This is a genomic window from Tetragenococcus koreensis, assembly GCF_003795145.1.
GTDB lineage: Bacteria > Bacillota > Bacilli > Lactobacillales > Enterococcaceae > Tetragenococcus > Tetragenococcus koreensis.
This window is the reverse complement of record NZ_CP027786.1, coordinates 2261830-2285336: the sequence shown is the minus strand read 5'-3', so window position 1 is coordinate 2285336 and position 23507 is coordinate 2261830. Positions and strand designations below refer to the sequence as shown.

Genomic DNA, 23507 nt, shown 5'->3' with positions numbered 1-23507 from the left:
TCTTTTCTACATTATGGACGTTCCATTACTTGGCAGACCACGATCGCTTTAGCTACCAACGAATTTTCGATAAAAACATCGACATCCAGTTTGGCTGAACGTCTGCCAAGTTCTAATACTTGAGGTTGTAAATTTAATTCACTTTCCAGTTGAATCAAACGGAAGTAATGTAGATTCACTTGTTCAATCCAAGCATTCCGACGATTATTTGCAACCATAGTACGCTTAGTAACGTTGGCAATCACTTCGTTTAACACGCCAATTGAAATCGTTCCTAGTTCATCGACCATTTGGGGGGTTACTACAAACGAAAATTGCGGTGCTGGTAACTTATTTCCTTCTAAATCTTCTTCAATGGATTGGATATCACCGGTAATTTGATCAGAAATGGTATCTGTTACTTGCGGTTGACGTTGCACTAATTGCATGGCTTTCATCACATCTTGTCTGGTAACAATTCCTAACAATGATAAATCGTCAGCAACTACGGGCATAACTTCTAATCCATCCCAGATCATTTGATGACTTACTGAAGCTACACTCATTTCTTTTTTTACCATACGCGGCCCTTTGGTCATCACTCGTTCAATCGATTGACTATCAGGTTTGCCTATTACATCTTTAGCAGTTACAATACCTACTACCCGTGTATTTTTATTCACAACTGGATAGCGCGAATGTTGGCTCGAATCAGAAAGTGTCTGATAATCTTTGATCGTATCTGTCGTCGTTAAATAGCGTGTTTTTTCCAAAGGCATATAAATATCGCCCACTAATAAAATATCTTTTTTAATAAGTTGATCACTCATCGCACGATTGATCATACTTGCCACAGTGAACGTATCATACGTTGTCCGTAAAATAGGCAATTCTAAATGATCCGCTAGTTCCCGAATTTCTGGTGATGTATCAAAGCCACCAGTAATCAATACTGCAGCTCCGCCTTGTAAGGCTAATTTTTGCGCATCCAAACGGTTACCGACGATCATCAAAGAACCGGGAGTAATGTAGCGCTGCATAGCCTCTTCGGTCATTGCGCCAATCACAAATTTATTCAGATCCTTTTGTAAACCATTAGAACCGCCTAAAACGTCGCCTTCAATAATTTGAACGACTTCGCCAAAGGTTAGTTGTTCAATATGTTTTTTTAATTTCCGTTCAATCCGAATCGTACCAACACGTTGGATGGTAGAAACCAGGCCTGAATTTTCTGCATCTTTAATCGCCCGGTAAGCCGTTCCTTCACTGACATCCAAACTTTTAGCGATGCCGCGAACGGAAATTCGTTCGCCTACTTGTAACCCTTCAATATGTGCCAAGATCAGATCATGTTTGGTCGCCATTATTTTCCACCTCAATTGTTTCTCCGCTCTTCATTAGTTTTCCAATGCCAGGCATTTTATCAACAAATTTTTGCGGGTCTTGTTCGATTTGCGGAAATGTATTGTAATGAATGGGCACCACAGTCCGCGCTTTTAAACGATTTGCCGCACGTAAAGCATCTGCAGGCCCCATCGTAAAATTATCGCCAATTGGTAAAAAAGCAATATCAATGTCATATTGTTCGCCCAATAAAGAGAGATCACTATAATCTGCCGTATCACCTGCATGATAAAGTGTTATGCCATCTGCTTGTAACAAAATACCGCCAGGTTCGCCCATATAGATCATTTGTCCATCTTCTTCATAGCCAGAGCTATGTTGCGCATGTGTCAGTTTTACACGCCCAAAAGGAAAATCAAACCCGCCTCCGATATTCATGCCATGCGTTTTCTGAACACCTTTTTTAGCAGCGTATTTACAAACTTCAGCGATGCTTATGATCGTAGCGTTATTTTTTTTAGCAATTGGGACCATGTCTCCAAGATGGTCATCATGACCATGAGTAATTAAAATATAATCAGCTTTTATTTCTTCGACAGATAAATCTGTTAAAGGGTTTTGCGAAATAAATGGATCAAATAATAAACGAGTGCCATCATTCAATACAACAGAAAGAACAGAATGTCCATGATACGTGATTTTCATTTTAATGCCCTCTCTTTCAACTTGTTCCTTTTTCTGTGTCAAAAATTATAACAGTAGATACTCTATATTGTAACAGATGAATAAAAATAAAAAAACAAAGAGGCATTTGCAGTATGTGACAATTCCAAATGGCTGGACCCAGACTACTTAAGAAGGAGGAGAGTAACTCAACTATGGCCTCTGAGAAGCGAAAGATAGAGAGCATTCAAGAAAGGCTCTCCATCATTTAGGAAAAGTTAAAAAAGGGAAATCATGGGAAATGAAATCCTAATCGACTCCCCATGTTTGAATAGATAGGTAGTCGATTCTCCATTCAATCCCTGTTAAGTTAGAGCCAGAGAGTGTTTCGTTCATTCTCTTCTCATAATAAAAAACGCGCAGAATTTTTTCTGCACGCTTTTATACTTTTTTGTTTATAATTTACTTGCTGCGTCTTCATCGAGAATTACAACGACGTCGCCATGATTTTGCAAGACACTTGCTGGCAAGTTTTCTGTAACTTCTCCTTCAAGCATGCTTTTTACAGCATCCGCTTTTGCTTTGCCAAATGCCATCAAAATAATTTTCTTGCTTTTCATAATGGACTGAATTCCCATAGTTAATGCTCGCGTTGGCACATCTTCAATTTTATCAAAGTAGCGCTTGTTGGCATTGACCGTTGAGTCTGTCAATTCAACTACATGTGTCGTAGCGTCAAATGAGGTTCCTGGTTCGTTAAAGCCGATATGGCCATTTTGACCAATCCCTAATACTTGAATATCAATCGGATTGTCAGCAATGACACCATCATATCGTTGACATTCTGCATCTAAATCAGTGGCTTTCCCATTAGGAACATAGGTTTTTTTGAATGGTTTGTGGTTAAATAAATGTTGATCCATGAAGTAACGGTAACTTTGTTCGTCATTCCCATCTAAACCTACATATTCATCTAAATTAACAGATACTTTATCGGAAAAATCTACGTCACTTGCGACCATATAGCTATACATTGTTTCTGGTGTGCTGCCGGTTGCTAGGCCAAAAGTGTTGGCGCCATTGGCAATTCCTTCTTTGAGGATTTCAAATGCTTTTTTGCCGCCCTCATCGGCATTTTTCACGCGCATAACATCCATGAAAAAATCTCCCTTACACGTATTTTTGGTATACACCAATTTTAGCATGAGTGTTTCCAAAAAGCAAGATTGTCATAAGCGTTTAAATACTAATTTTCGCCTGTTTTCTCAACAATTTCATCTACAATGGAGGCATCAGATAAACCTGTTACCTCGTAAATAACATCCGCAACTGAATTTTCTTTTAACATTTTTTGCAAGCGTACACTTTCTTCATCATTCGGATCATCATATTGTAAAATCATTGCTACGACATTCACTAAAGATTGATACGCAAGACCGCGTTCTTTAGCTTCTCTGATTGGGCGAATAAAGCGTTCATCATAGCCTAGCTTTCGAATCGGCGTACGTGCTACCCGTGATACATCATCTGAAATGTATGGATTTTTAAAACGCTCAATAATTTTTTGAATATATTGCTCATGCTGTGAGCGTGCAAAGTCCCACTTAGCAATTAATAAATCACCTGTTTCTTGCAAAACAGCCTTCAATTGGTTTAATACTTTATCGTCTGCAATAGCCTCACCGATTGTAGTATACCTATAATAATTACCAGTATAGGCTGTTGTTGCATGCCCGGTATTCACAGAAAAAAGCTTACGTTCGATATATGGCGTCAGATCTGAGACATAACCCACATTGTCTAAACGAATCTGCTTAGCTTTGCTTTGTGTATCATCAACTAACCACTCACAAAATGGTTCAACAGAAACGAACAATGGATCCTCATGTTGTTGCATAGGAACAATCCGATCGACTGCCGCATTTGGAAAACCAATAAAATCATCAACGTAACTCAAGTCCTCTTCATTTAAAAATTCGCGAACTTTATTCAATAAGAATTGACTGCCGCCAATCATATTTTCGCAGGCAATCACGTCTAAAGGAGTATCATTTCCTTCAAGGCGTCTTTTTTGAATCCCTTTAGCGATTAACTCGGCAATAAAGGGCAAAATATTAGGACCAATCGCTGTCGTAACGATATCACTTGTAGCAACTGAAGCGATAACGGCTTCAGGGTCTTTTTGATTATTGATTCCTGTTACTTGTTCAACCTTAATATGTTTTTTTTCTGCTGCGGCTAATTCAATTTCATAGCTATTTCTTTCTTTTAATGCATCAATGATTGTTTCATTAATATCGACAAAGTCGATCGAAAAACCATTCTGATATAGAATTTCTCCAATAAATCCTCGACCAATATTCCCTGCTCCAAAATGCGTCGCTTTCATTCGGTTACCTCCTCAAGTAATGCAATAATTTCTTCTGCTGAATTGGCATCAGCTAATTTAACCACGTTTTGCACATCTGAACAAAATACGGCAATTTTTTGTAAGATATCCAAATGTTCATTATTCACACCGGCAATGCCAAAAACAATTGTCGCAAGTTTTTCTTCCTCATCATCTTCTGCAGCAAAATCGATTCCCTGAGGAACTTGGACAATTGAGACCCCGCTTTTTTTGACATATTCTTTGGCCTCATCTGTTCCATGAGGAATGGCAATAAAGTTGCCCATGTAAGTAGACACCATTTTTTCACGCTCAAGCATCGCGTCAACATAACCTTCTTCAACACAACCGGCATCGACTAACAGTTGACCACTTTTTTTGATCACTTCTTCAGGCGTTTGATCTGTCTGATTAAGCAAAATCATCTCTTTTTGTAATTCCATTTGTTATTCCTCCTCTGATTCTTTAATTTCGTCAATAAACAAAGAACTAATTCGTTCGTAAATCGCTTCTTCATTGCCATATTGATAGGTTTGAATGTTCACATCACTTTCAATGACTGAAGCACTAATTTTACCTAAAAGACGTTCTTCCGTTTGTGACATATTTGCTGGTGCTAACATCAATAATAAACGAGTGAGCTCCATAGGCTTTCTATCCATACCCAAAACAGGAACCGAACGTGATAAATCAAAAATTGCAAAATAAGGCTTTTTAACATAGGCGTTGGCACTGTGAAATAAAGCAAAATGAGTGTGCGGGATGCCAATCGGCGCTAATTTGTGCCGATTAATAAGTAGCTCCCGAACCTTTTTGCGATCTTCAATAATGACGCCTTCTAATTCTTCTAAAACCACATCCAGTGTTTTTTCCAATGTTTGTCGGGTAGCAACCTCTTTTATCGAAAATTGTGTCAAAAGCTCATTAGCCACTTTCATCTGTTCATAAACTTGTTCAAAGTCATTTGGCGTATCTGTAGGTAGCCTTTCAGAAGATACAGGTTTATTTGTAAATTGTTTTCCTTTTAACTCTTGCTTGATTTCATGGATTTCATCGTCTAATAAAAGAGGTGAAATCACCTTATAAGGCAAAGAAAATTCGGGTAAGAAAATCGTTGAAAGAATTAAATCAAATTCTTTAAAATCAATGTGACTCATCTGTGAGATTTTAGCAATTTCAATCCGTTCAATTTCAGGAATATATTTATTAATACGGCTTTCCAAAATTTTAGCAGTCCCAATGCCGCTAGAACAAAGGACTAACGCTGAAAGTTCTTTTTTCACCGGATTTCTTTCTAAAGATGCTGCAAAATGGATCACAACATAAGCCAGTTCATCTTGCAAAAAAGCTTGATGGTCAGTAAAAATTTGTTTTAAATTTTCTTTGATTATCTCCGTTAACCTAGGATACTCAACCAAAATCTTTTCTAGCAAAGGATTACCTACCAATGGATTTTGATTGTCAATCCGTTTAAAGGCCGCTGATAAGTGAGCCAGCAGGTCGTAAAACAGCGTATCATCCTTACGAAAGTCATTTTGCATTTGCTGGGAGACCAATCGGATTAATTCTCTTACTTGATAAGAAAGCTCTGCATCAAAATTATCCAAAAAGATGTTTTGCGGCTTTTTATAATTGACGCCTTCTAGTTGTTTAGTAAAAAATAAAACTTCTCTATCTGTAATATTTAGATCTGTTTGCTTTTTTATTTCGCCCATAATCTGTTCTGCTAAGCTTTTAACCCCTGGCGAGATCGAGTCATCGTTTATTTCCCCTACCACCCAATGATCGTTATTGATACGTTCGAGGGATAAAGCCAAACTAGTAATCACTTGTTGTAATTGATTATCGGTTACTTCGATAAAAAGGCTATTTGTTTTTTCAAGCACCGCTTTTTTAGCAAAATAAAACCAGCGCGAAGTGATGAAATTTAAAAAGAAATTGGAGGGCTCCATATCTTTATCAGGATCAGTCAATTCAGCCAAGTAAGAAAAAAACTCATATTCGTTAACATCGCTATAGATAATATTGCTCAAAATTTGGCGTCTTTTTTCTTCCGGACCCACAGCTAAAATGCCGCGAGCTTTTTTCCGATGTAAAGAAAGGCCGTATTCGGCTAAACTCTTTTCAACTTGCTGTAGATCACTATGAATGGTCGTTGGGCTGACAGCAAAATCCAATGCTAAACTTTCGATTGTTATTTCCTCTTTTGCTAGCAACAAACTTGAAACTAGAGCACTTTGTCGATGAACATTATCAAATACCACCTCTTGCTTTTTCTGGACTTCTTGACTTATTTCACGAAGAACCGACTCTTCACCAATTAAACGATAGCCCATCTTGCGTTCGTTTATAATTTGAGCTTTTTGTGGTTTAATTGTTTTTTCAATACTCGAAATCTCGCGATACAATGTACGTTTACTGATTTGTAAAAGTTCTTGTAAATTCTGCGCAGGAATTCCTTCTTTATTTTCAAGTAATAACTTTAGCAATTTCTTTTCCCGACTGGAAAAATACAACATTTTCACCTCCAATATAAAATCAAAAAGGAAAGATAAGACCTTTCTTTGTAAGCACGACAACCACCTGGAAAAATATTGCCATAGCTGCTTATAAAGAAGTTGCCTTATCTTTTCAATTGACTAGGACTTACTGAGAAGTATCCGCTTTATCCTAGATTATATCACTACCTGTGATCCACTTGATGATTATCAGATCATTTTTTATTGTTGCTTTTTCATTCGTTCAACGATTTCTTCATAAACTTCAGTGTCCATAAAGTTATCTACAGTAACAAATTGTGCTGATGGCGCTTTTTGTTCAGCGCGATCATATAGTTCTTTTTGAGTAACTACCAAAGTCTGCGCATCATCATCTAAACGATTAATGGCTATATTAGTAACATCTACATCTAAGTCAGTTTTTTTCAACATATTTCGCAAGACTGAAGCACCCATCGCGCTAGAACCCATTCCGGCATCACAAGCAAACACAATATGTTCAACCTTAGCTAGTTTCAACTCTTCTACATCATCAGTAGTATCCGTCGGTGTCGCTTCGTCACTTTCCTCTTGTGTCGTTTCATTTTTCATCCGTTCGACAATTTCTCCATAACGAGGGCTATCCATGAAGTTTTCAACCGTTACAAATTCTGCTGATGGCGCTTTTTTAATGGCGCGATCATGTAATTCATTTTGCGTAATAATTAATGTATTGGCATCATCTTGTAATTTACCGATAGAAGAATTGGTCACTGACATATCAATGCCAGCTTCTTGCATTTTCTTTCGTAAAACAGATGCGCCCATCGCACTAGAACCCATCCCTGCATCACAAGCAAATACTACTCGATTCACTTTTCTTAATTCAGCATCTTGAACGTCTCCTGTATCTGCAGCAGCTGAACCTTGGCCTTTACTTTCTTGTTTAGCAGATTGTACAGCTTCTTGTTGTGCGGCCAAGTCCTCATCACTAATTTCTGAATGGTCAGATTTGAGAATCACCATTGCCACTAGGAAGGAAACGATAGTAGCAACTACTACACCTGCGATAACCGCAACATAACTGTTTGGTGGGGTTAATCCTAATATTGCTAGAATAGATCCTGGCGATGCAGCAGAACGTAAGCCAGCATCTAAGAGTTGGAAAGTAAAGGTTCCTGACATCCCACCGGCAATCACTGCTAGAAACATTAGCGGTTTCATCATAACATACGGGAAATAAATTTCATGAATTCCACCTACAAATTGAATTAAAATCGCGCCTGGTGCGGAAGCTTTCGCTGAACCTTTGCCAAACATCGTAAAGGCTAATAGGACACCTAATCCAGGACCAGGGTTTGCTTCAAGTAGGAATAAGATCGACTTGCCTGCTTCAATCGACTGCTCTGCTCCAAGTGGCGTTAAAATTCCATGGTTAATGGCGTTGTTTAAGAACAAAATCTTAGCTGGTTCAATAAATATATTGGCCAAAGGTAATAGACCTGCTTGGACAATCGTTGCAACACCCAAACCTAACCATTCCGTCAAAGTCGTTACAATCGGTCCAATTGCATAATAACCAATAATTGCTAAAGCAAAACCAATCAATCCAGAAGAAAAATTATTCACTAACATTTCAAATCCAGCACGAATTTTGTCACTGAATTTTTCGTCAAATTTCTTTACACACCAACCACCTAATGGACCCATCATCATCGCACCAATAAACATTGGCACATCCGAACCTACGATAACCCCCATCGTTGCAATAGCACCAACAACTGCACCTCGTTGGTCGTGAATCATGCTCCCACCAGTATACCCAATCAACAGTGGCAATAAATAAGTGATCATAGGATCAGTCATTGAAGCCAATTGTTCATTAGGTAAAAAACCATCGGGAATAAATAGTGCAGTAATAACACCCCAAGCAATAAACGCCCCAATATTAGGCATAACCATACTACTTAGGCTACTACCTAATTGTTGTACCTTGGCCTTAATTCCTTTATTTCCTTGCGCCATTTTTCTTCTCCTCTCAAAATAATTACTTTTTCTACACCTTCAGTCTAAGTGAATTTGATAAGGCTTTCAATTGAATCTAGATAGAGATTTGGCACAAAGAAAAGTGACAAAACTTTAGCCGACATTTCGTTTTTGCAACAAAAATTTAGGTTAGACACACTAGTTTTTAAATCCAGTGTGGTTAAGGGGGTTTTACCACACTGTTTTTACTTTCTTATGTGCTTGATCTAACTTAAAATTGTCTTTTTTGTCCTTTTTCTTCTTTTAAGCTCATAGCTTTGGCATTCTTACGTGCTTAGCTCAGGTTAACCGCACTACTTTAGCATTCTTATGCGCTTATTTCCTTTTTACCACACTGTTTTGGCTTTCTAATGTTCTTAATCGCTAATAATCCCGCTATTTATGTATTCTGGTGTCCTTATTTAATAGAATCCTTGTCTTCACCATTTCTATCACGCTACTTTAGCAGACTTATACCTACAGAAAAACCGACCTCCGAAAAAATGTACTTTTTTCATAAGAGGTCGGTATTTTTTATGCTTTTCGTTTTTTATGTTTTTGGCTTGATTCCATAATAACTGGTAAAATCACAGGTCTTCTTTTTGTTTGTTCAAATAGATAACGACTTAATTTTTCGCGAATTTCTTGCTTTAATTTACTCCATTCAAAGTCACTGCTGTGTAAATGTCTATCAACAATTTCTTCTACAATTTCTCCACCTTCTCTTAAGAGGTCTCGACTCGCTTTGACATAGACAAATCCTCGAGACGTAATTTGAGGTTTGGAGACAATTTGTTTTTTACGACGATTAATCGTAACAACTGCAACAAAGACGCCATCTTCTGATAAGACTTTACGATCTTTTAAGACAATATTTCCAATATCGCCCACGCCGATCCCGTCTACCATGACATTATCAGACGGAATCGTACCGCTAAGGCTCATTTCGCCATTGTCATATTCTAAAATATCACCGGGTACGGTAATAAATACGTGATCTTTGGGTATGCCCACATCTTCTGCTAATTCAGCATTCGCTATGAGTAGACGATATTCGCCTTGAACCGGAATAAAATATTTCGGTTTTAGCAAGTTCATCATCAATTGCAAGTCATCCGGATTGGCATGACCAGATACACGTAAGTTGTCAGAAATATTTTTGACCGTGCCACCTGCTCTATAGATCATATCTTCCGTTTTAGCAACGTAAGTTTCCATAGCAATCGTTGGCGTGGTCGTAATATAAACCAGATCGCCTTCTTTGATCCGCAAGGTTCGATGCGCCCCGCTAGCCATTTTTTGCAATGCCTTAATCGGCTCACCCATCCGGCCAGTTTCCAAAATAATCAACTGATCGTCATCATATTTTTTCATTGCTTTTTGAGTAATCAAAATATCGTCATCTGGTAATTCCAATTTGCCTAATTTCATAGCTGTACGAATAATACGGCCAAAGTCTTGCCCAGTTAATACGATCTTTCTTCCAGAACGGTAAGCAGCATCGATTAGTTGTTGTACCCGCTGTAAATTGCTAGCCACACAGGCAACAATGATACGTCCGTCCCAAAATCCGATATTATCGTACACTTCTTCGCCAATTTGCTTTTCAGAAGCTACAGTTGCTGGGTTTTCAGCATTACTGGACGTGCTCAAAAGTGCCAAGACGCCTTCTTTACCAATCTCAGCTAAACGGCCAAAGTCGGTACGATAAGAAGAAACAGCTGATTGATCAAACTTGAAATCTCCAGTATAGACAATGTTTCCTTCGGGTGTTTTCAAAGAAATACCCACTGAATCAGGAATCGTATGGGTCGTTGGAAAGAAACTTACAACTGTTGAGTTAAAGTCAATTTCTGTATCTTCATCAATAACATGAAATCCTTTGAATTTTTTGGTTGGTTCATAACGATGCACAGACAATTTTGCCAATTCAATCGTCAACTTGGTCCCAAACACGGGGGCTTCGATTTTTTCTAAAAAGTAAGGCAGTGCGCCTATCGCATCTGCGTGTCCATGTGTAACAAAGATTCCGGCTACGCGGTCGGCATTTTCTTCTAAATAAGTAAAATCAGGAATGACAGTATCGATTCCTAATAACTCGTTTTCCGGGTAACGTAAGCCGCAATCTAACACAAAAATATCTTCTCCTACTTCAGCGATGTACAAGTTCTTACCATTTTCTCGTACGCCACTAAGAGGAATAATTCTTATTTGCGTCAAATTTTTCACCTCTTAATTATTTTTGTATAAATTTTATTATTATCTAATGTTTTTTCGATTCTCTTCTTGAAAAAACAAATATTCATTTTCCTGAGCCAAAAACATCCTATAATAGTATAACACAAAATGGGGATACAAGACATTTTTAAGAACAATTACCGCAAAATCCTATCTTTCCTTTAATTTTTTTATTATAAAAAGAACTGATGAAGTTCATTTCACCAGTTCTTTTACTTAAAAACTGAAAATAATAGGCTGTAGAATATATACCGCAAAAACAATGACAACGATGCTAAACATATTCATCCAAAAACCTGCTTTTATCATATCTTTAATTTGTATTTCACCGGAACCAAACACAGCAGCATTCGGCGGTGTTGAGATAGGTAACATAAATGCACAACTAGAAGCAAGTGCCACAATCGCCATGATACCAAAAGGCTGCGCGCCTATTCCAGCAGCTAATCCTACGCTAATTGGCATTAGCATATTAGAAACAGCCGTGTTAGACATAATTTCCGTCATAAATAAAATAGCTACGGTTAAGATAACGACGATGTAAAAATAATCAAATTGTTCAAGGTTTGTTAGTAATTCCCCAAACCAACTTGTTAGGCCTGAATCTTCAAAAGCTGCGGCTAAAGAAAGTCCTCCACCAAAGAGTAATAATAATCCCCAGGAAAGATTTTTCATATCCGCCCATTCTAAAATCCGGCCACCTTTGGAATTTGGTATTAAAAACATGGCACTGGCGCCAAAGATCGAAATCGTTGTATCGGATAAAGCCCAAGGCAATAAACCACCAAAAATCCACATAAAACCTACCAAAAAGAAAATGACCAAAACACTTTTTTCTTCTGTAGTCATTTTTCCCAATTCTTTTAACTGTTCTTGAGCGAATTGGGTGGAAATATTTTGGTCTTGTTCTACTTTAAACTGAATTTTTGTAATATAGAAATATAAAAAGACCATTAAAAGGACGGTAACAATCGAACCAAATAAGAACCAATCCGAAAATGTAATCTCAAGATCCAACATATTGTTTGCCACAGCGACTAAAACCGCGTTAGGCACAGAACCAATAATCGTAGCCAATCCACCAATCGAAGCTGCATAAGCTACGGTTAATAGAAGCCCTTTAGAAAAGTTATTAAAAGAATCTTCATTTAACAACCGTTTCTCTTTAATTTCAGTGATTAACGCCAATGCAATTGGAAGCATCATTAGAGCCGTTGCAGCATTGGAAATCCACATCGATAAAAAGGCTGTCGCAATACCTACTGCAAGAATAATACGAGAACAGCTTTTTCCAATCAACGAAATAATCAGCATGGCGATACGTTTATGTAATCCCCATTTTGCAATTGCTAAGGCAATGGTAAATCCGCCCATATACATGAAAACAATCGGATCACCATACGCCATCGCAGCCGTTGCTTCATCTGTCCCTCCTGTAATAGGTAGTAAAAAAATAGGGAGCAAAGAAGTAGCAGGAATTGGCATTGCTTCTGTTATCCACCAGGTAGCTACCCAAGCGGTTACAGCTAAAACTGCACGTGGAGCATCTGCTAGTCCTGTCAGCCCTTCCATGAAATAAATCACAGCAAAGAATACGGGACCTAAAACAAGTCCAATTTTTTGAAAATTCATCTTTCTCTCCTCCCTCAAAATGATTTAAAAAAGTGAAAGCTTTTGTAAAAATACTTTTTTAAATTATAGGCAAGTTACTTTTTGTGTTAATAGCATACCATACTCCATTTTAAAGAAATAGGTTTAGAAATTACGCCATCTAAATTTGCAAGTAAATTTAAAAATTTTTGTAAAATTCTCACTAATCTACTATGTATAAACAATTTTTAGCTATTATTCAGCATTATTTAAATTTTGGTTTACTTACCGTATCCGCAAAAATGTTATAAAATCCATTGTATTAGCGATTTCATCAGTTTTTTAGTTTAAAACCGTTCGGAATTTTTAATGAACGAAAAGACTCAAATCACCTTTTGAAAGATGATTTGAGTCCTCTGCAGCGATTATTTCACTTCACGAAAAACAGCTCTTTTTCGTAATTTTGGTGAATACTTTTTCCGTTCTAAGCGTTCGGGAGTATTACGTTTATTTTTACTTGTGAGATACAAACGTTCTCCCGTCTCAACGCATTCTAAAGTAATATTTTGTCTCATTTTACTACCTCTTCTCAGCGATCTGCCAAGTATTCTTTGATTTGTATTGTTTCATCATAATCAAATTTATTTTCTGCGAGTTGTTGTAATAGCTCTTCCTTAAGGTTCACAGGAATCTCCCAAAAGCCATCCACCATTTGAAATAGATGTATATCATAATTTTTAAAGATAGGATAAATTTCCAGAAAAGTTTCAAAGGAGATGTGTTCCTCTTCGTAGAAATCCTTAACCCAACCATTCTCCAATGCATAGTCAGTTGGTAATCCATTTTCTGTGAGGATGCCTCTTTCTACCATTGAGCGATACATTTCTGCTTTATCAATAGTTTCCTGTTTACTACCATGTAAATGAAATTTAACGCTTTGTTCAACTAACGGTGGATAAATGATTTCCATTCAGTTCATCTCCTATTCGTTAATGTTTTTTCCTTTATAATATCCTTTTAAAGATACGCGATGACTACGGCGATAATCACCTATTGCTTCGTCATATGAAATTTCCGGTCTGGAAATTTTTTGATGCGTACGCCGTAATCTCTTTTTCGATTTTGACGTTTTTCTTGCTGGTACTGCCATTGTCCTCACCCCTTGTATCATTTAATTTGTTAGGATGCTTACCAGCTAGCCTTTTTGACCCCAGGTATCTGTCCTTTATGTGCTAATTGACGAAAATTAATCCGCGACATACCAAATTTTCGCATATACGCACGCGGTCTACCATCGATCAAATCACGATTTTTGTAGTGATTCGGGTTAGAATCCTTAGGTAATTTCGCTAACGCTTGATAGTCCCCAGCTTGCTTAAGTTCCTTGCGTAGATCAGCATATTCTTCAATTAATTCACGTTGTTTTCTGGCTTTTACAATTTTTGATTTTTTAGCCATAATATCTTCCTTTCATCATTTCTGTTTCGTTTTGCAAAGTGTAACCATTTTGATTTACAAACGATACTTTAGCACGTTCAAAAAAGCTTGTCAATATAAAATAACTTGAAATTTCATTCAAATGAATGGCATATCATTTAACACCCACGATTGAATAACAAATTTAAATTTAATCAACGTGGTTTCCTTAACTTTGTTAAAATCATCGACTATGATGTGAAAGCTCTTGCATAAAATTCATTGCAACAAGACTTTATGGTAACAAAAGACGTTGTCTCTCATGCATTCCACCATTATTCATAATTATTGGAGGTACATCATGGAAGTTGCCTCCAATATTTTATCGATTGGTGGCTCATCACGTAAGTTACCCCCAATATGTTATCAATTGGTGGCACATCGCGTAAGTTACCCCCAATATTTTATCGATCGGTGGTTCATCACGAAAGTTACCCCCAATATGTTTGCAGATTGGAGCTACATTGTTTGATTTCCCACTAATAGCGTTGGCTTTTAAAGCTATTCTGTCATTTTTTCAAACCTAGAGAGCCAAATTTCACTTTCATAGGCCAAATAGCAAGCAATTGTATATTCTACTTTTCCTTGCTATAACATAAACAGAAAAAAGGAAAGCATGTGCCTACATACTTTCCTTAGTAGAGCCGTATAAGACGGTGGCGAATAAAGTAAAAAAAATAACCGTTATCTGGCCAAAGTTAAGACGGTTATTTTTTGCTGGTTTTTAGTCAACTCAACAACTAATGCAATTAGCGCTGTGGTGAATGCACCAAAAGTAAGCATTAGCTGTAAAGCATCCGAAATGAACACTTAAGCTACTCCTTTCATTAGGTTTAAGTTTTGCTACGGTTTTTACCCCATAAGCATTACCCTATTTTGGGAATAACCACCGTCTTAACTTCTCTAGCAATCAGCAACTATTATCTTTAAGTAAATAGGCATTTTTCTAGTAGCTACTGCAAAGAGCAATCTTAGCGTCAAAATTTTTTATTTCTCTAAAAGTTCTTGCCTTAGTTTCCAAATATAACGTATAGGAAGAAACCGACGATTACCACGACAATAATAACTAAAGTATCTTTCCATGAATTTCTATGGTACTGATCTCCTAAATTGCCTGTAGCAAACCTACGGAAGTTTTCTGCTAAAGTCACTACCGGTTTTTCTTTTTTCTTAGTTTTATCCTCTTTCTCAGGTTTGTTTTGTTTCATACTTTTAAACCTCCAGGCGAAAAGTATTAACACTTTTATCCGAATTAACGGATAAAGAAGATCTCACTAAAGAAATCATAACTAATCTACAATTAGAAAGCGACATCTTCTCTACAATAGCTATTAAAGCATTATTGGTGACTTTGTAATATTTGTCTCCACTCTTCTTGCGCGTCTGCATCATCTGAAACTTTGAAAGTATATTCAGGATCAATAGCTTTTGTCTTGCCATCATCATCATATAAACCATACCCGGATGGAAAACCGCCAATTTCGTCTACATCTCCAATCAATTCATATACAACTCCGTTATCTCCCAGTACATATTTGTGAATTGGGTAATCAGAATCCGCAACTTCAGTAAAGCCTTGAGCTGTAGCCGCTTCTTTTGGTGCTTCGTCATAGCCAGTAACGCCTGAAGATGAGACATAAAAAGCAACGCCTCCTAGTGAATGAATCTCATATGCATCGTATCCTGGTAATTCTTCCTCAGGTAATTGTTGCTGAAGCTGTATTTCCCCATCTTCTGTTTCAGCAAACCAATCACCAAGACCTGACGCCCCATGTTCGAAGTATTTATCCGTCACTGCCATGTTTCCTTCTTCTGCTCTTGGAATTGCCCATTCTAAAAATTCTTGCTGAACAGCGTCTTTTTCTTCCTCTGAATACTCTCTAACAGGAACTGTTTCTTGACTGTTTTCTTCTTCGTCGGCTTCGTCCTGCTCTTCTTCTGAGGTAGTCGCTTCTTCTGCGGAACTTGCTGTTTCTGTCTCACTAGTTGCTGTTGATTCGTCTTTTGTAGTAGTTTCACTCACCTGCTGTAGGCTCACTTGCTTGCGTAGAGGTGTTCGTTTCTGTATCTGAAACAGAGGCTTCATCTTCTGTTCCCGCTGAGCACCCTAATAGACTCATTCCGGAAATGACAAACAGTGCGAGTAATATAATTCGTTTTTTCATGTTTTTAGTTCATCTCCTTATACTGCTAGTGTTTTTTCTATCTCTTTAAGATAACGGTATCATAAAAAAATACTTTGAGCTAATAAATTGAATAATGCTTGACCTTTATATTTGCTTTTTTCTTGTAAAAAATAAATGAATCCGCGCTAACAAACTAAAATAACGGTTATTAACCAGATCACCAATAAACGGATATTCCGTCATAATTGAAGTTATTACAAAAAGATATTATTTTATTCCTTTACAATACTTTATTATTGTATTACGATAATTAAAAGGAGTGATTTAAATGAACTTTTTCAATCGTTTTATTTTACGTATTTTATCAATACTAACCATTATTGGTCAAATACTGTGTAGCATAGCGGGAATTGGTTTAGTTCTGGCTGCCGGTTCGTTATTATTAATCCCTAACGATTTCAAGCAAGAACTTCTATCGTATGCCAATACTAACAACACAATTCCAACAATATTCCTAATAGTCAGTGCCATTGTTGGCTTTCTGATTATTACTAGTATTTTCTTTGTTTTACGTTCATTAAAGAAAATTATCGATAATATTTATAGTAAACAATATTTTGTTGAACAAAATGTCACTAGTTTGAAAAAAATATTAACCTATTTTTCAATATTTACCATTTCTAATATCTTAAGTCTATTTTTCTTTGCTTATGCGCATGAACAAAATGTGAGTTCTATTTTTGCAAATTCATGGTCTCAAATTGGAATTTATATGATTATTCTAGCTATTATATACACATTGTACCTAGTTTTTAAATCTAGCATGGAGCTAAAAAATGAAAATGATTCTTTTGTATAGAACGTTCAAATAAAGGAGGTACATTATGAACCCTAAAACAAAACTTGCACTTAAATTTCTTTCTATTCTGATTGTAGTCGCTGAAATAATTTTTGCTTTTTTGAGTATTCTTTTAGTACTAGGAATATTTGTATTAGCTATTCCTACACTTCGCAACTATGTAGACGTACAAGCAACAATTAATGGACAAATTATTCTTCTTAACAATCTACAACCAAGCTTACTTTTTGTCATTGGTGGATTAATTTTTGGCTTACTATTAATTGGTACTTTGTTTTATATCGTAAATGCTTTAAAAAATATTATTACAAACATGGAGTATATGAACTTTTTTACAAAGGATAATTTGCGATATTCAAAAAAAATATTAAGCGGATTATGGATTATTATTGCAGAACAAATAGTCGCTATAGTCATCTCATTAGTTACAACTTTTTATACTAAAAGTGGTGGTAACTTAAATTTTGATTTAACCTATTTATTCGTTAGCTTTGTATTTTTAGCTGTTTTCTATACAATTTATACTTTATTTAAAAACGGAATGGAATTAAAAAATGAAAATGATTCTTTTATATAGTAGGTGGATAAATATATGATTAGAGTTAACCTAACCAAAGTAATGTTCGAAAGACAGATTTCTTCTAAAGACCTTGCTGAAAAAGTTGGTATAACACAAGCAAATTTATCGAATTTAAAAAATGGGAAAGTTAAAGGAATTCGTTTTCATACGCTAGAAAAAATATGTAGTAATTTAAGTTGCCAGCCTGGTGATATTTTAGAATATTTACCTGATCATTCGACAGATGGTAGCGACTAGAACTTTGAACAGACTGGTATACAGATCTAAATAAAGACAATAATGGAACAAATAAAAGAAGCCAAAGAGCAATACTCTGAGCGAAAAGATGAATTAACAAAGCAAACAATACGAACCATAATCAACCGTCTTATTTTCTAATATTTTCGATGGCTATAATATATAGCTGAAAAATTAAAAAGGATAAGTAAAGTCTATACAATGGTCTTTACTTATCCTTTTCATCATTATCAAGTTAAAGCTTTTTCTCGTAAAAAATGAAAATGAACCTAGTGCAAACGGCGTCGCCAAAGAGCCATAAAAACGCGATTTACGATACCACGTAAATCGCGTTTTTGGGATCCCTCTTAATCGTTGTTTTTGGAACCAGTCGAAGGAGCTCTTCGTTGAGAACTGCCCTCAATGATTAGTTGATAAGCATTAGAGATCGCTCGATCTAATATGGCATCGGCTATGGCGCCACCGCCTAATTTTTTATGCCATTCGGCGGTACTCATTTGGGAACATAAAATAAGCGGTTTGGAGCGGTTGCGCAGTTCAAAAACTTCCATTAAATATTTTTGTTCAAGTTCACTTGTAGGGGTGAGGAGAAAATCATCAATGACAAGAATATCCACTTTGGTTAATTGTTTCAGCCGTTTGACCATTTCATGTTCCAGTTCAGCTAAGTGTAACTCGTTGAGGAGTTCTGTCATACGAAAATATCTTACAGTATAGCTGGCTTCAAGGGCATGGTTGGCAAGCGCGTTAGCCATATAACTTTTTCCTGTGCCGGTAGCTCCTTGGATGATCACATTCCGTTGGGAATAAATGTATTGATTGGTGGCTAATTGCTCCAGTACTTGCGCATTGATTTTTCGTTCGGGAGAGTGATGGATGTCTCTTAAATGAGCTGTAGTGTTTGATAGTTTCGCTTTTTTGCGATTCCTATCGATCGCATTTTGTTTACGAGTATAAAATTCTTCGGTAACGAGTTGTTCCAATAGATCCAGGGGTGTCATGGAATCGACCGATTCTTCTGTATAAATCGCGCGTAATTGAGCGGCCATGATAGGCAAACGCATCTGCCTTAATTTTTGTGTTAGCTCTTCGAGCCTTTTATTTGGAAAAGTCGTTGTCATAATAATCGGCTCCTCTCAAATAAGCTTGTTCCTGGGTGGATGACGTGCTATTCTGGAAAAAAGAAGCGTTCTTAGCTTGCTTTTCAAGTAGTGATTTGAGGAGAGAGTAGCTAGGAGTGCCATTCTTTTCTAAAGCTTGTTGGCAGACTTGATCTAATCTTTGGTCGGAATAGGGGTCTGCCAATTTTAATAATGCATGAACACGTTGATAATACTGTTGTTCAATTTTGGCTTCCAAAAACATTCTTTCCACCACAATCGCCACGTTAGGGCCTATACGTCGTGCCCATTTTTGGTAACGAGAACTATTCCAGTCACCGTAATGCGCACTATTTTCAGGTAAATGTTCCGCCTCTGTTGTATATTGTCCAGGATGTTTGTATTGCATATCATGTTGGCATAAAAATGTCGTTCCGTCATAAACTTTTAAAACCTTCGTGTAGATCTTTAAAGTGACTGATTTTCCAATGTAAGCATGAGGAACAGAATAGTAATGTTTTTGATAACTAATATGGCTGTTGGCGTAAACCTTTGCGGTTTTATATTCACCATACTCATAAGGATAGATGGGTAATGGCTGTAAAGCGGCTTGTTCTATGGTTTCAAAAATGAATTGGCGAGAACCCGTTTTCTTTTGAAAGGGTTTCTGATTAAATTTTCGTAACTCAATCGCTAACTGTTCATTATATTCCTCCATACTAAAGAATTGATAGTTACGCATACGAGCGATTAAATGCGTCGTCAATTGCTTCACCGTATTTTCAACAGCCCCTTTATCACGTGGTCTGCGTATGCGTGCAGGGATGATGACCGTATGATAAGCGTTCGCAAATTCTTCATAGCTTTGATTAAGAATCACTTCTGAGCGCGTGTGTTTGGTTACTCCCACTTTTAGGTTATCCGGAATAATTAACGTAGGAACCCCTCCAAAAAAGGCAAAACATTGAATATGCGCATGAATCCAGCTTGCCTGCTTCATATTGGGACAAACTAAAGCAAAGGAATACCCACTGAAGGGCAAAACAGCGACAAAAAGATCGCCCTTGATTTGTTCGCCCGTATCCGGATCGATCCAATGAGCTTTCGTTCCTGCCCAATCTACTTGGACTTTTTCTCCTGCTTTGTGATGAATGACGTGGGCAAAAGGCTGCTTGGCTAAATACTCATGAAAATACTTTTTGAACTGGGTTAGCTGATAATAAACAAGATTCGATCGTCGGCATTGATCCACATATTCTTCCCATAAAAGCTGCATGGTGACGCCTGGTTTGGCGAGTTCTTTGGCTAACTGTTCATAGTCCGGTAGGACAAAATGCGACTGTCTCTGGCTAGATTTCGTGGCTTTAGAACGAAAGAATTCCTCCACGCGTTGTTCCTCCCATTGCGACAATTCGTGATAGGTTAATTGCTTTTCTCGTGCCATTTGTAGGACCTTACTGACCGTATTGCGTCCAGAACCGACTGATTGACTAATTTGTCGCATACTCACCGACAATTCGTGAAGCCTGAGAATCTCTAAATAGTTGGGCATTATTGCCACCTCCAATTAATTTTGTACAAAGTACCCCCTTGCACACTTTATTTATACCGGAGTTTGCCCAAGGAAGCAAAAAAGCTAGTGATCCGTAGAAGGATCATTAGCTTGACTGGCTCTAGATTTAGCGATTCAGGTGGTTCTCAAAATGGCGTTTTAACTGGCTCTATCCATTCCGTCAAAGTGGTTCTTTGAGAGCGGCGTATCCACCTAGTTCTTGTTACTTTAATTTTTGATTGTTTCCTTCGCCAAACGAAGAATCAAAAAAACTATCTCTCATTTTAAACTCAAAAGTGTCTCGACTAATATAGCCAATAATCGCATCATGATCATACAGCTCCATTAAAAACGACGCCACTTGTTCAGCGCTATGATGGTTAGGAAAAGCTTTATCATAATCATATTCGTCAACGTTGTTCGCTACTTTACCAAATTCAGTTTTGGTTGCAGCTGGAGCTAACACTTTGGCTTGGAGTTTTGCTCCTGTTTCTTTTAGTTCTAAGGCCAATCCTTCTGTAAAAGAGCTAACAAAAAATTTACTGGCACAATAGGTAATTGCAGTTGGAACAATGGTATATCCGCCTGCGGACGAAATATTAATTACTTGAGTTCCTTCAATTTCACTGTACTTCTGTACAAATAATGTTGTTAATAAAACCAACGCTTCTACATTTAACTTAAGTAGGGATTGAACCCTTTCGTACTCTTGATCTTTAATAAGAGAATACATTCCTGCACCAGCATTATTTACCAAGGTCTCTATATTATATTCATCTAGGCTGTCCCAAAAACTTTTAATTCCTTCAGTATCTGTCAAATCAAATCCCTTAACGATTACATCAAGCGATGGATCCTCAGTTAATAATTCGTCTTTAATTTCTTGTAACCTTTCTTCTCTTCTTGCAACTAAAATTAAATTTTTTCCTCTTTTTGCCAACTTTCTAGCAGTTTCTCGCCCTATTCCTGAGCTAGCTCCTGTAATTAATACATATTTACTCATTTTAACCTCCTCATAACCAACGAATGTTTATCATATCCCATACCTCCGCCAATACAAAAATTTGCAAACCCAATTGTCTGTTTATTTCTAACCATTTCGTGTATTAGCATTACAATAATTCTACAGCCCGATGCTCCTAATGGATGTTCTAATGCTATAGCTCCTTTAATGAGATAGTCATTTTTCAGCAGAAATTTTCATTTTTCTTTTAACTGCAATTGCTTGTGAAATAAAATCTTCAGAATTACCCCTTTCCATAAAAAGTTAACGTTCACAACAGAAAGTATCTAAACTTTTCTTTACGTCATAGATGGCTGTTGTATAATTAAAATAGAAATGAGGTGTTTCACATGAATTACTCAATCGGAGAGATATCCAAAAAAATAAATCTTTCAATTGATACACTACGCTTTTATGAAAAAGAAGGTTTAATCGTCCCAACTCGTAATTCAAGTAACCGACGTGTTTACGATGAAAAAGATATTACTTGGATTGAATTTCTCAAACGTCTCAAAATGACTGGTATGAAAATATCCGACATGAGAGAATATGCCACTCTCAGATATCAAGGGGATGAAACTGCATCTTTACGATTGTCTCTGCTGCAGAAAAGATACGACGAATTGCTTGTAGAATTAGAACAGACCCAAAAAAGCCTTAATTTTCTAAAAGCCAAGATAGATATATATCGGACAATGACCGAAGAATAATGACTTTGTTTCCTCATCTCTACAGTTATAATAGGTGCTAAACAGAACTCCATGTCAAACAAAATTGCGATTTTCTTTTCATGCTTGGCTAAAACATTGGTATTGTGCTAACCCTTTTATCAAACATAGTAATTTGCGATCGTAATTTTTATAATTTTCTGTACTAATGTAGACAGTACTCAAGGTATAAATTACTTACAATCTCAACACGATTTGAAATAAGCAAGAAACAAGAAGAAAACGACGATTTTTTGTTTGTTTAAAAAAACCTTGCTGAACAAGGGCTTTCGTGTCTTAAGCTTAGTCATATAAGCCAGAAATTTATTTTCTTCTTTCTTTTGACATATCATTTAAACATTTTTGATAAAGAGACACACTCGCAATCTCATTTTTTCAATAAAATTGTTGAGTGTCAAAATTAACTCTAAATCACTTTTATCTTTCCAAATAATTTTCTTATTTTGCCTCATACAGCCACAACCATACTCCTAATTTATTTCGTTAAGGAACACGTTCTAACTCCTTTTTATCATTGAAGTAATTGAAATGGTATTTTTTTCCATTTTATCAATCCGGACTCGATTTTTGCTAAATTCGGTCATCATTTTGGTGTTTTTAAGAACCAAAAAGTAGTCAAAATGGGAAAATCCAAGGCAAAAACAATGACCTTTTGCTTCATTTTAAAAAATGGCAAACAAAAAAACCCTTGATAGACAAGGGTTTCCTTCGCGTCATAAACTTAGATAAACAAGCGAAAATTTTATTTTCTTCTTGCTTCTGGGATACGCGCTGCTTTACCGTGAAGGTTACGTAAGTAGTACAATTTAGCACGACGTACACGACCATGACGGATAACTTCAATTTTGTCAACACGCGGTGTATGCAATGGGTAAGTACGTTCAACCCCTACACCGTTTGAAACTTTACGTACGGTATATGTTTCGCTAATTCCAGCACCGCGGCGTTTGATAACAACACCTTCAAAAATTTGGATACGTTCGCGTGAACCTTCGACAACTTTAGCGTGGACACGAACTGTATCGCCGGGACGAAAATCAGGAATATCTGTACGCAATTGTTCTTTTGTTAATTCTTGAATCAATGGATCCATTTTACATTCTCCTTATTCCCAAATACTCTTGAGATCTTTTTCTCAGCG

Annotated in this window: 26 protein-coding genes; 4 read left to right on the top strand and 22 right to left on the bottom strand. The window is 36.8% G+C overall.

The genetic code is table 11. The annotated features are described in order from the left end of the window. Positions 1-11: 11 nt before the first annotated feature. The 17 genes from C7K43_RS10950 to C7K43_RS13220 all read right to left on the bottom strand — a co-directional run bounded on the left by C7K43_RS10950 (position 12) and on the right by C7K43_RS13220 (position 16346). On the bottom strand, positions 12-1343 hold the full coding sequence (locus tag C7K43_RS10950) for a DRTGG domain-containing protein (protein ID WP_124006878.1): 1332 nt from the start codon (positions 1341-1343) through the stop codon (positions 12-14). Further along, entirely contained in the window at positions 1327-2028 is a 702-nt protein-coding gene (locus C7K43_RS10945; protein WP_124006877.1) for a metal-dependent hydrolase, read from the bottom strand. The genes C7K43_RS10950 and C7K43_RS10945 overlap by 17 nt, the downstream gene beginning before the upstream one ends. 413 nt (positions 2029-2441) lie before the next feature. Next, entirely contained in the window at positions 2442-3143 is a 702-nt protein-coding gene (gene nagB / locus C7K43_RS10940; RefSeq protein WP_124006876.1) for a glucosamine-6-phosphate deaminase, read from the bottom strand. A gap of 89 nt (positions 3144-3232) precedes the next feature. Continuing rightward, entirely contained in the window at positions 3233-4375 is a 1143-nt protein-coding gene (locus tag C7K43_RS10935) for a mannitol-1-phosphate 5-dehydrogenase (RefSeq protein WP_124006875.1), read from the bottom strand. Further along, positions 4372-4818 (bottom strand): PTS mannitol transporter subunit IIA, encoded by a 447-nt coding sequence (locus C7K43_RS10930; RefSeq protein ID WP_124006874.1) that lies wholly within the window; start codon positions 4816-4818, stop codon positions 4372-4374. The genes C7K43_RS10935 and C7K43_RS10930 overlap by 4 nt, the downstream gene beginning before the upstream one ends. A 3-nt stretch (positions 4819-4821) precedes the next feature. Next, complete coding sequence (locus C7K43_RS10925) at positions 4822-6894, bottom strand: BglG family transcription antiterminator (RefSeq protein WP_226996653.1); 2073 nt, start codon at positions 6892-6894, stop codon at positions 4822-4824. A gap of 201 nt (positions 6895-7095) precedes the next feature. Continuing rightward, positions 7096-8877 (bottom strand): PTS mannitol transporter subunit IIBC, encoded by a 1782-nt coding sequence (locus C7K43_RS10920; protein ID WP_124006873.1) that lies wholly within the window; start codon positions 8875-8877, stop codon positions 7096-7098. A gap of 534 nt (positions 8878-9411) precedes the next feature. Continuing rightward, entirely contained in the window at positions 9412-11097 is a 1686-nt protein-coding gene (locus tag C7K43_RS10915) for a ribonuclease J (protein ID WP_124006872.1), read from the bottom strand. Between the two features lie 234 nt (positions 11098-11331). Continuing rightward, complete coding sequence (locus C7K43_RS10910) at positions 11332-12747, bottom strand: SLC13 family permease (protein WP_124006871.1); 1416 nt, start codon at positions 12745-12747, stop codon at positions 11332-11334. A 383-nt stretch (positions 12748-13130) separates the two neighbouring features. Further along, on the bottom strand, positions 13131-13280 hold the full coding sequence (gene rpmG / locus C7K43_RS10905; protein WP_124006870.1) for a 50S ribosomal protein L33: 150 nt from the start codon (positions 13278-13280) through the stop codon (positions 13131-13133). A 14-nt stretch (positions 13281-13294) separates the two neighbouring features. Then, on the bottom strand, positions 13295-13675 hold the full coding sequence (locus C7K43_RS10900; protein ID WP_124006869.1) for a hypothetical protein: 381 nt from the start codon (positions 13673-13675) through the stop codon (positions 13295-13297). A 12-nt stretch (positions 13676-13687) separates the two neighbouring features. Next, entirely contained in the window at positions 13688-13855 is a 168-nt protein-coding gene (gene rpmF, locus C7K43_RS10895) for a 50S ribosomal protein L32 (protein WP_124006868.1), read from the bottom strand. Between the two features lie 38 nt (positions 13856-13893). Beyond that, positions 13894-14163, bottom strand: coding sequence for a 30S ribosomal protein S14 (gene rpsN, locus C7K43_RS10890; protein ID WP_124006867.1), 270 nt, complete (start codon positions 14161-14163; stop codon positions 13894-13896). Positions 14164-14865: 702 nt separating this feature from the next. Next, positions 14866-14991 (bottom strand): putative holin-like toxin, encoded by a 126-nt coding sequence (locus tag C7K43_RS10885; protein WP_226996652.1) that lies wholly within the window; start codon positions 14989-14991, stop codon positions 14866-14868. 200 nt (positions 14992-15191) lie between these two features. Continuing rightward, complete coding sequence (locus tag C7K43_RS10880; RefSeq protein ID WP_124006866.1) at positions 15192-15389, bottom strand: DUF6366 family protein; 198 nt, start codon at positions 15387-15389, stop codon at positions 15192-15194. Between the two features lie 131 nt (positions 15390-15520). After that, on the bottom strand, positions 15521-16204 hold the full coding sequence (locus tag C7K43_RS10875; protein ID WP_124006865.1) for a hypothetical protein: 684 nt from the start codon (positions 16202-16204) through the stop codon (positions 15521-15523). Further along, positions 16197-16346, bottom strand: a complete 150-nt coding sequence (locus C7K43_RS13220; protein WP_157977748.1) for a hypothetical protein — start codon at positions 16344-16346, stop codon at positions 16197-16199. Before C7K43_RS13220 ends, C7K43_RS10875 begins: the two co-directional genes overlap by 8 nt. A 289-nt stretch (positions 16347-16635) precedes the next feature. Between C7K43_RS13220 and C7K43_RS10870 the strand changes: the two genes are divergently transcribed. The 3 genes from C7K43_RS10870 to C7K43_RS10860 are packed head-to-tail and all read left to right on the top strand — an operon-like array spanning position 16636 to position 17983. Next, entirely contained in the window at positions 16636-17166 is a 531-nt protein-coding gene (locus C7K43_RS10870; RefSeq protein ID WP_124006864.1) for a DUF2975 domain-containing protein, read from the top strand. 25 nt (positions 17167-17191) lie between these two features. After that, positions 17192-17743 (top strand): DUF2975 domain-containing protein, encoded by a 552-nt coding sequence (locus C7K43_RS10865; RefSeq protein WP_124006863.1) that lies wholly within the window; start codon positions 17192-17194, stop codon positions 17741-17743. A 15-nt stretch (positions 17744-17758) separates the two neighbouring features. Further along, complete coding sequence (locus C7K43_RS10860) at positions 17759-17983, top strand: helix-turn-helix domain-containing protein (protein ID WP_124006862.1); 225 nt, start codon at positions 17759-17761, stop codon at positions 17981-17983. A gap of 347 nt (positions 17984-18330) precedes the next feature. Here C7K43_RS10860 and C7K43_RS10855 read toward each other — a convergent pair whose 3' ends face one another. From C7K43_RS10855 to C7K43_RS13765, 4 genes are all read right to left on the bottom strand, one after another. After that, positions 18331-19104, bottom strand: coding sequence for an ATP-binding protein (locus tag C7K43_RS10855; protein WP_124006861.1), 774 nt, complete (start codon positions 19102-19104; stop codon positions 18331-18333). Further along, the gene (istA, locus tag C7K43_RS10850; protein WP_124006860.1) at positions 19082-20635 is read right to left on the bottom strand and encodes an IS21 family transposase; all 1554 of its coding nucleotides are present in this window, start codon (positions 20633-20635) and stop codon (positions 19082-19084) included. The genes C7K43_RS10855 and istA overlap by 23 nt, the downstream gene beginning before the upstream one ends. A 223-nt stretch (positions 20636-20858) precedes the next feature. Further along, complete coding sequence (locus C7K43_RS10845) at positions 20859-21638, bottom strand: SDR family NAD(P)-dependent oxidoreductase (protein ID WP_124006859.1); 780 nt, start codon at positions 21636-21638, stop codon at positions 20859-20861. Continuing rightward, positions 21635-21796 carry a hypothetical protein gene (locus tag C7K43_RS13765; RefSeq protein ID WP_226996784.1) on the bottom strand — a complete coding sequence of 54 codons (162 nt, stop codon included), beginning with the start codon at positions 21794-21796 and terminating at the stop codon, positions 21635-21637. The genes C7K43_RS10845 and C7K43_RS13765 overlap by 4 nt, the downstream gene beginning before the upstream one ends. A gap of 192 nt (positions 21797-21988) precedes the next feature. Here C7K43_RS13765 and C7K43_RS10835 point away from each other — a divergent pair, with 192 nt between their 5' ends. Beyond that, a complete protein-coding gene (locus tag C7K43_RS10835; protein ID WP_124006858.1) occupies positions 21989-22348 on the top strand; it encodes a MerR family transcriptional regulator in 360 nt (119 codons plus the stop codon). Between the two features lie 760 nt (positions 22349-23108). Here C7K43_RS10835 and rplS read toward each other — a convergent pair. After that, positions 23109-23459 carry a 50S ribosomal protein L19 gene (gene rplS / locus C7K43_RS10830; protein WP_124006857.1) on the bottom strand — a complete coding sequence of 117 codons (351 nt, stop codon included), beginning with the start codon at positions 23457-23459 and terminating at the stop codon, positions 23109-23111. Between the last annotated feature and the right edge of the window lie 48 nt (positions 23460-23507).

Coding starts and splice junctions, on each gene's coding strand:
- C7K43_RS10950 (WP_124006878.1), bottom strand. CDS start 1,343: ATGGCGACCAAACATGATCTGATCTTGGCACATATTGAAGGGTTACAA.
- C7K43_RS10945 (WP_124006877.1), bottom strand. CDS start 2,028: ATGAAAATCACGTATCATGGACATTCTGTTCTTTCTGTTGTATTGAAT.
- nagB (WP_124006876.1), bottom strand. CDS start 3,143: ATGGATGTTATGCGCGTGAAAAATGCCGATGAGGGCGGCAAAAAAGCA.
- C7K43_RS10935 (WP_124006875.1), bottom strand. CDS start 4,375: ATGAAAGCGACGCATTTTGGAGCAGGGAATATTGGTCGAGGATTTATT.
- C7K43_RS10930 (WP_124006874.1), bottom strand. CDS start 4,818: ATGGAATTACAAAAAGAGATGATTTTGCTTAATCAGACAGATCAAACG.
- C7K43_RS10925 (WP_226996653.1), bottom strand. CDS start 6,894: ATGTTGTATTTTTCCAGTCGGGAAAAGAAATTGCTAAAGTTATTACTT.
- C7K43_RS10920 (WP_124006873.1), bottom strand. CDS start 8,877: ATGGCGCAAGGAAATAAAGGAATTAAGGCCAAGGTACAACAATTAGGT.
- C7K43_RS10910 (WP_124006871.1), bottom strand. CDS start 12,747: ATGAATTTTCAAAAAATTGGACTTGTTTTAGGTCCCGTATTCTTTGCT.
- rpmG (WP_124006870.1), bottom strand. CDS start 13,280: ATGAGACAAAATATTACTTTAGAATGCGTTGAGACGGGAGAACGTTTG.
- C7K43_RS10900 (WP_124006869.1), bottom strand. CDS start 13,675: ATGGAAATCATTTATCCACCGTTAGTTGAACAAAGCGTTAAATTTCAT.
- rpmF (WP_124006868.1), bottom strand. CDS start 13,855: ATGGCAGTACCAGCAAGAAAAACGTCAAAATCGAAAAAGAGATTACGG.
- rpsN (WP_124006867.1), bottom strand. CDS start 14,163: ATGGCTAAAAAATCAAAAATTGTAAAAGCCAGAAAACAACGTGAATTA.
- C7K43_RS10880 (WP_124006866.1), bottom strand. CDS start 15,389: ATGAAACAAAACAAACCTGAGAAAGAGGATAAAACTAAGAAAAAAGAA.
- C7K43_RS13220 (WP_157977748.1), bottom strand. CDS start 16,346: ATGAAAAAACGAATTATATTACTCGCACTGTTTGTCATTTCCGGAATG.
- C7K43_RS10870 (WP_124006864.1), top strand. CDS start 16,636: ATGAACTTTTTCAATCGTTTTATTTTACGTATTTTATCAATACTAACC.
- C7K43_RS10865 (WP_124006863.1), top strand. CDS start 17,192: ATGAACCCTAAAACAAAACTTGCACTTAAATTTCTTTCTATTCTGATT.
- C7K43_RS10860 (WP_124006862.1), top strand. CDS start 17,759: ATGATTAGAGTTAACCTAACCAAAGTAATGTTCGAAAGACAGATTTCT.
- C7K43_RS10855 (WP_124006861.1), bottom strand. CDS start 19,104: ATGACAACGACTTTTCCAAATAAAAGGCTCGAAGAGCTAACACAAAAA.
- istA (WP_124006860.1), bottom strand. CDS start 20,635: ATGCCCAACTATTTAGAGATTCTCAGGCTTCACGAATTGTCGGTGAGT.
- C7K43_RS10845 (WP_124006859.1), bottom strand. CDS start 21,638: ATGAGTAAATATGTATTAATTACAGGAGCTAGCTCAGGAATAGGGCGA.
- C7K43_RS10835 (WP_124006858.1), top strand. CDS start 21,989: ATGAATTACTCAATCGGAGAGATATCCAAAAAAATAAATCTTTCAATT.
- rplS (WP_124006857.1), bottom strand. CDS start 23,459: ATGGATCCATTGATTCAAGAATTAACAAAAGAACAATTGCGTACAGAT.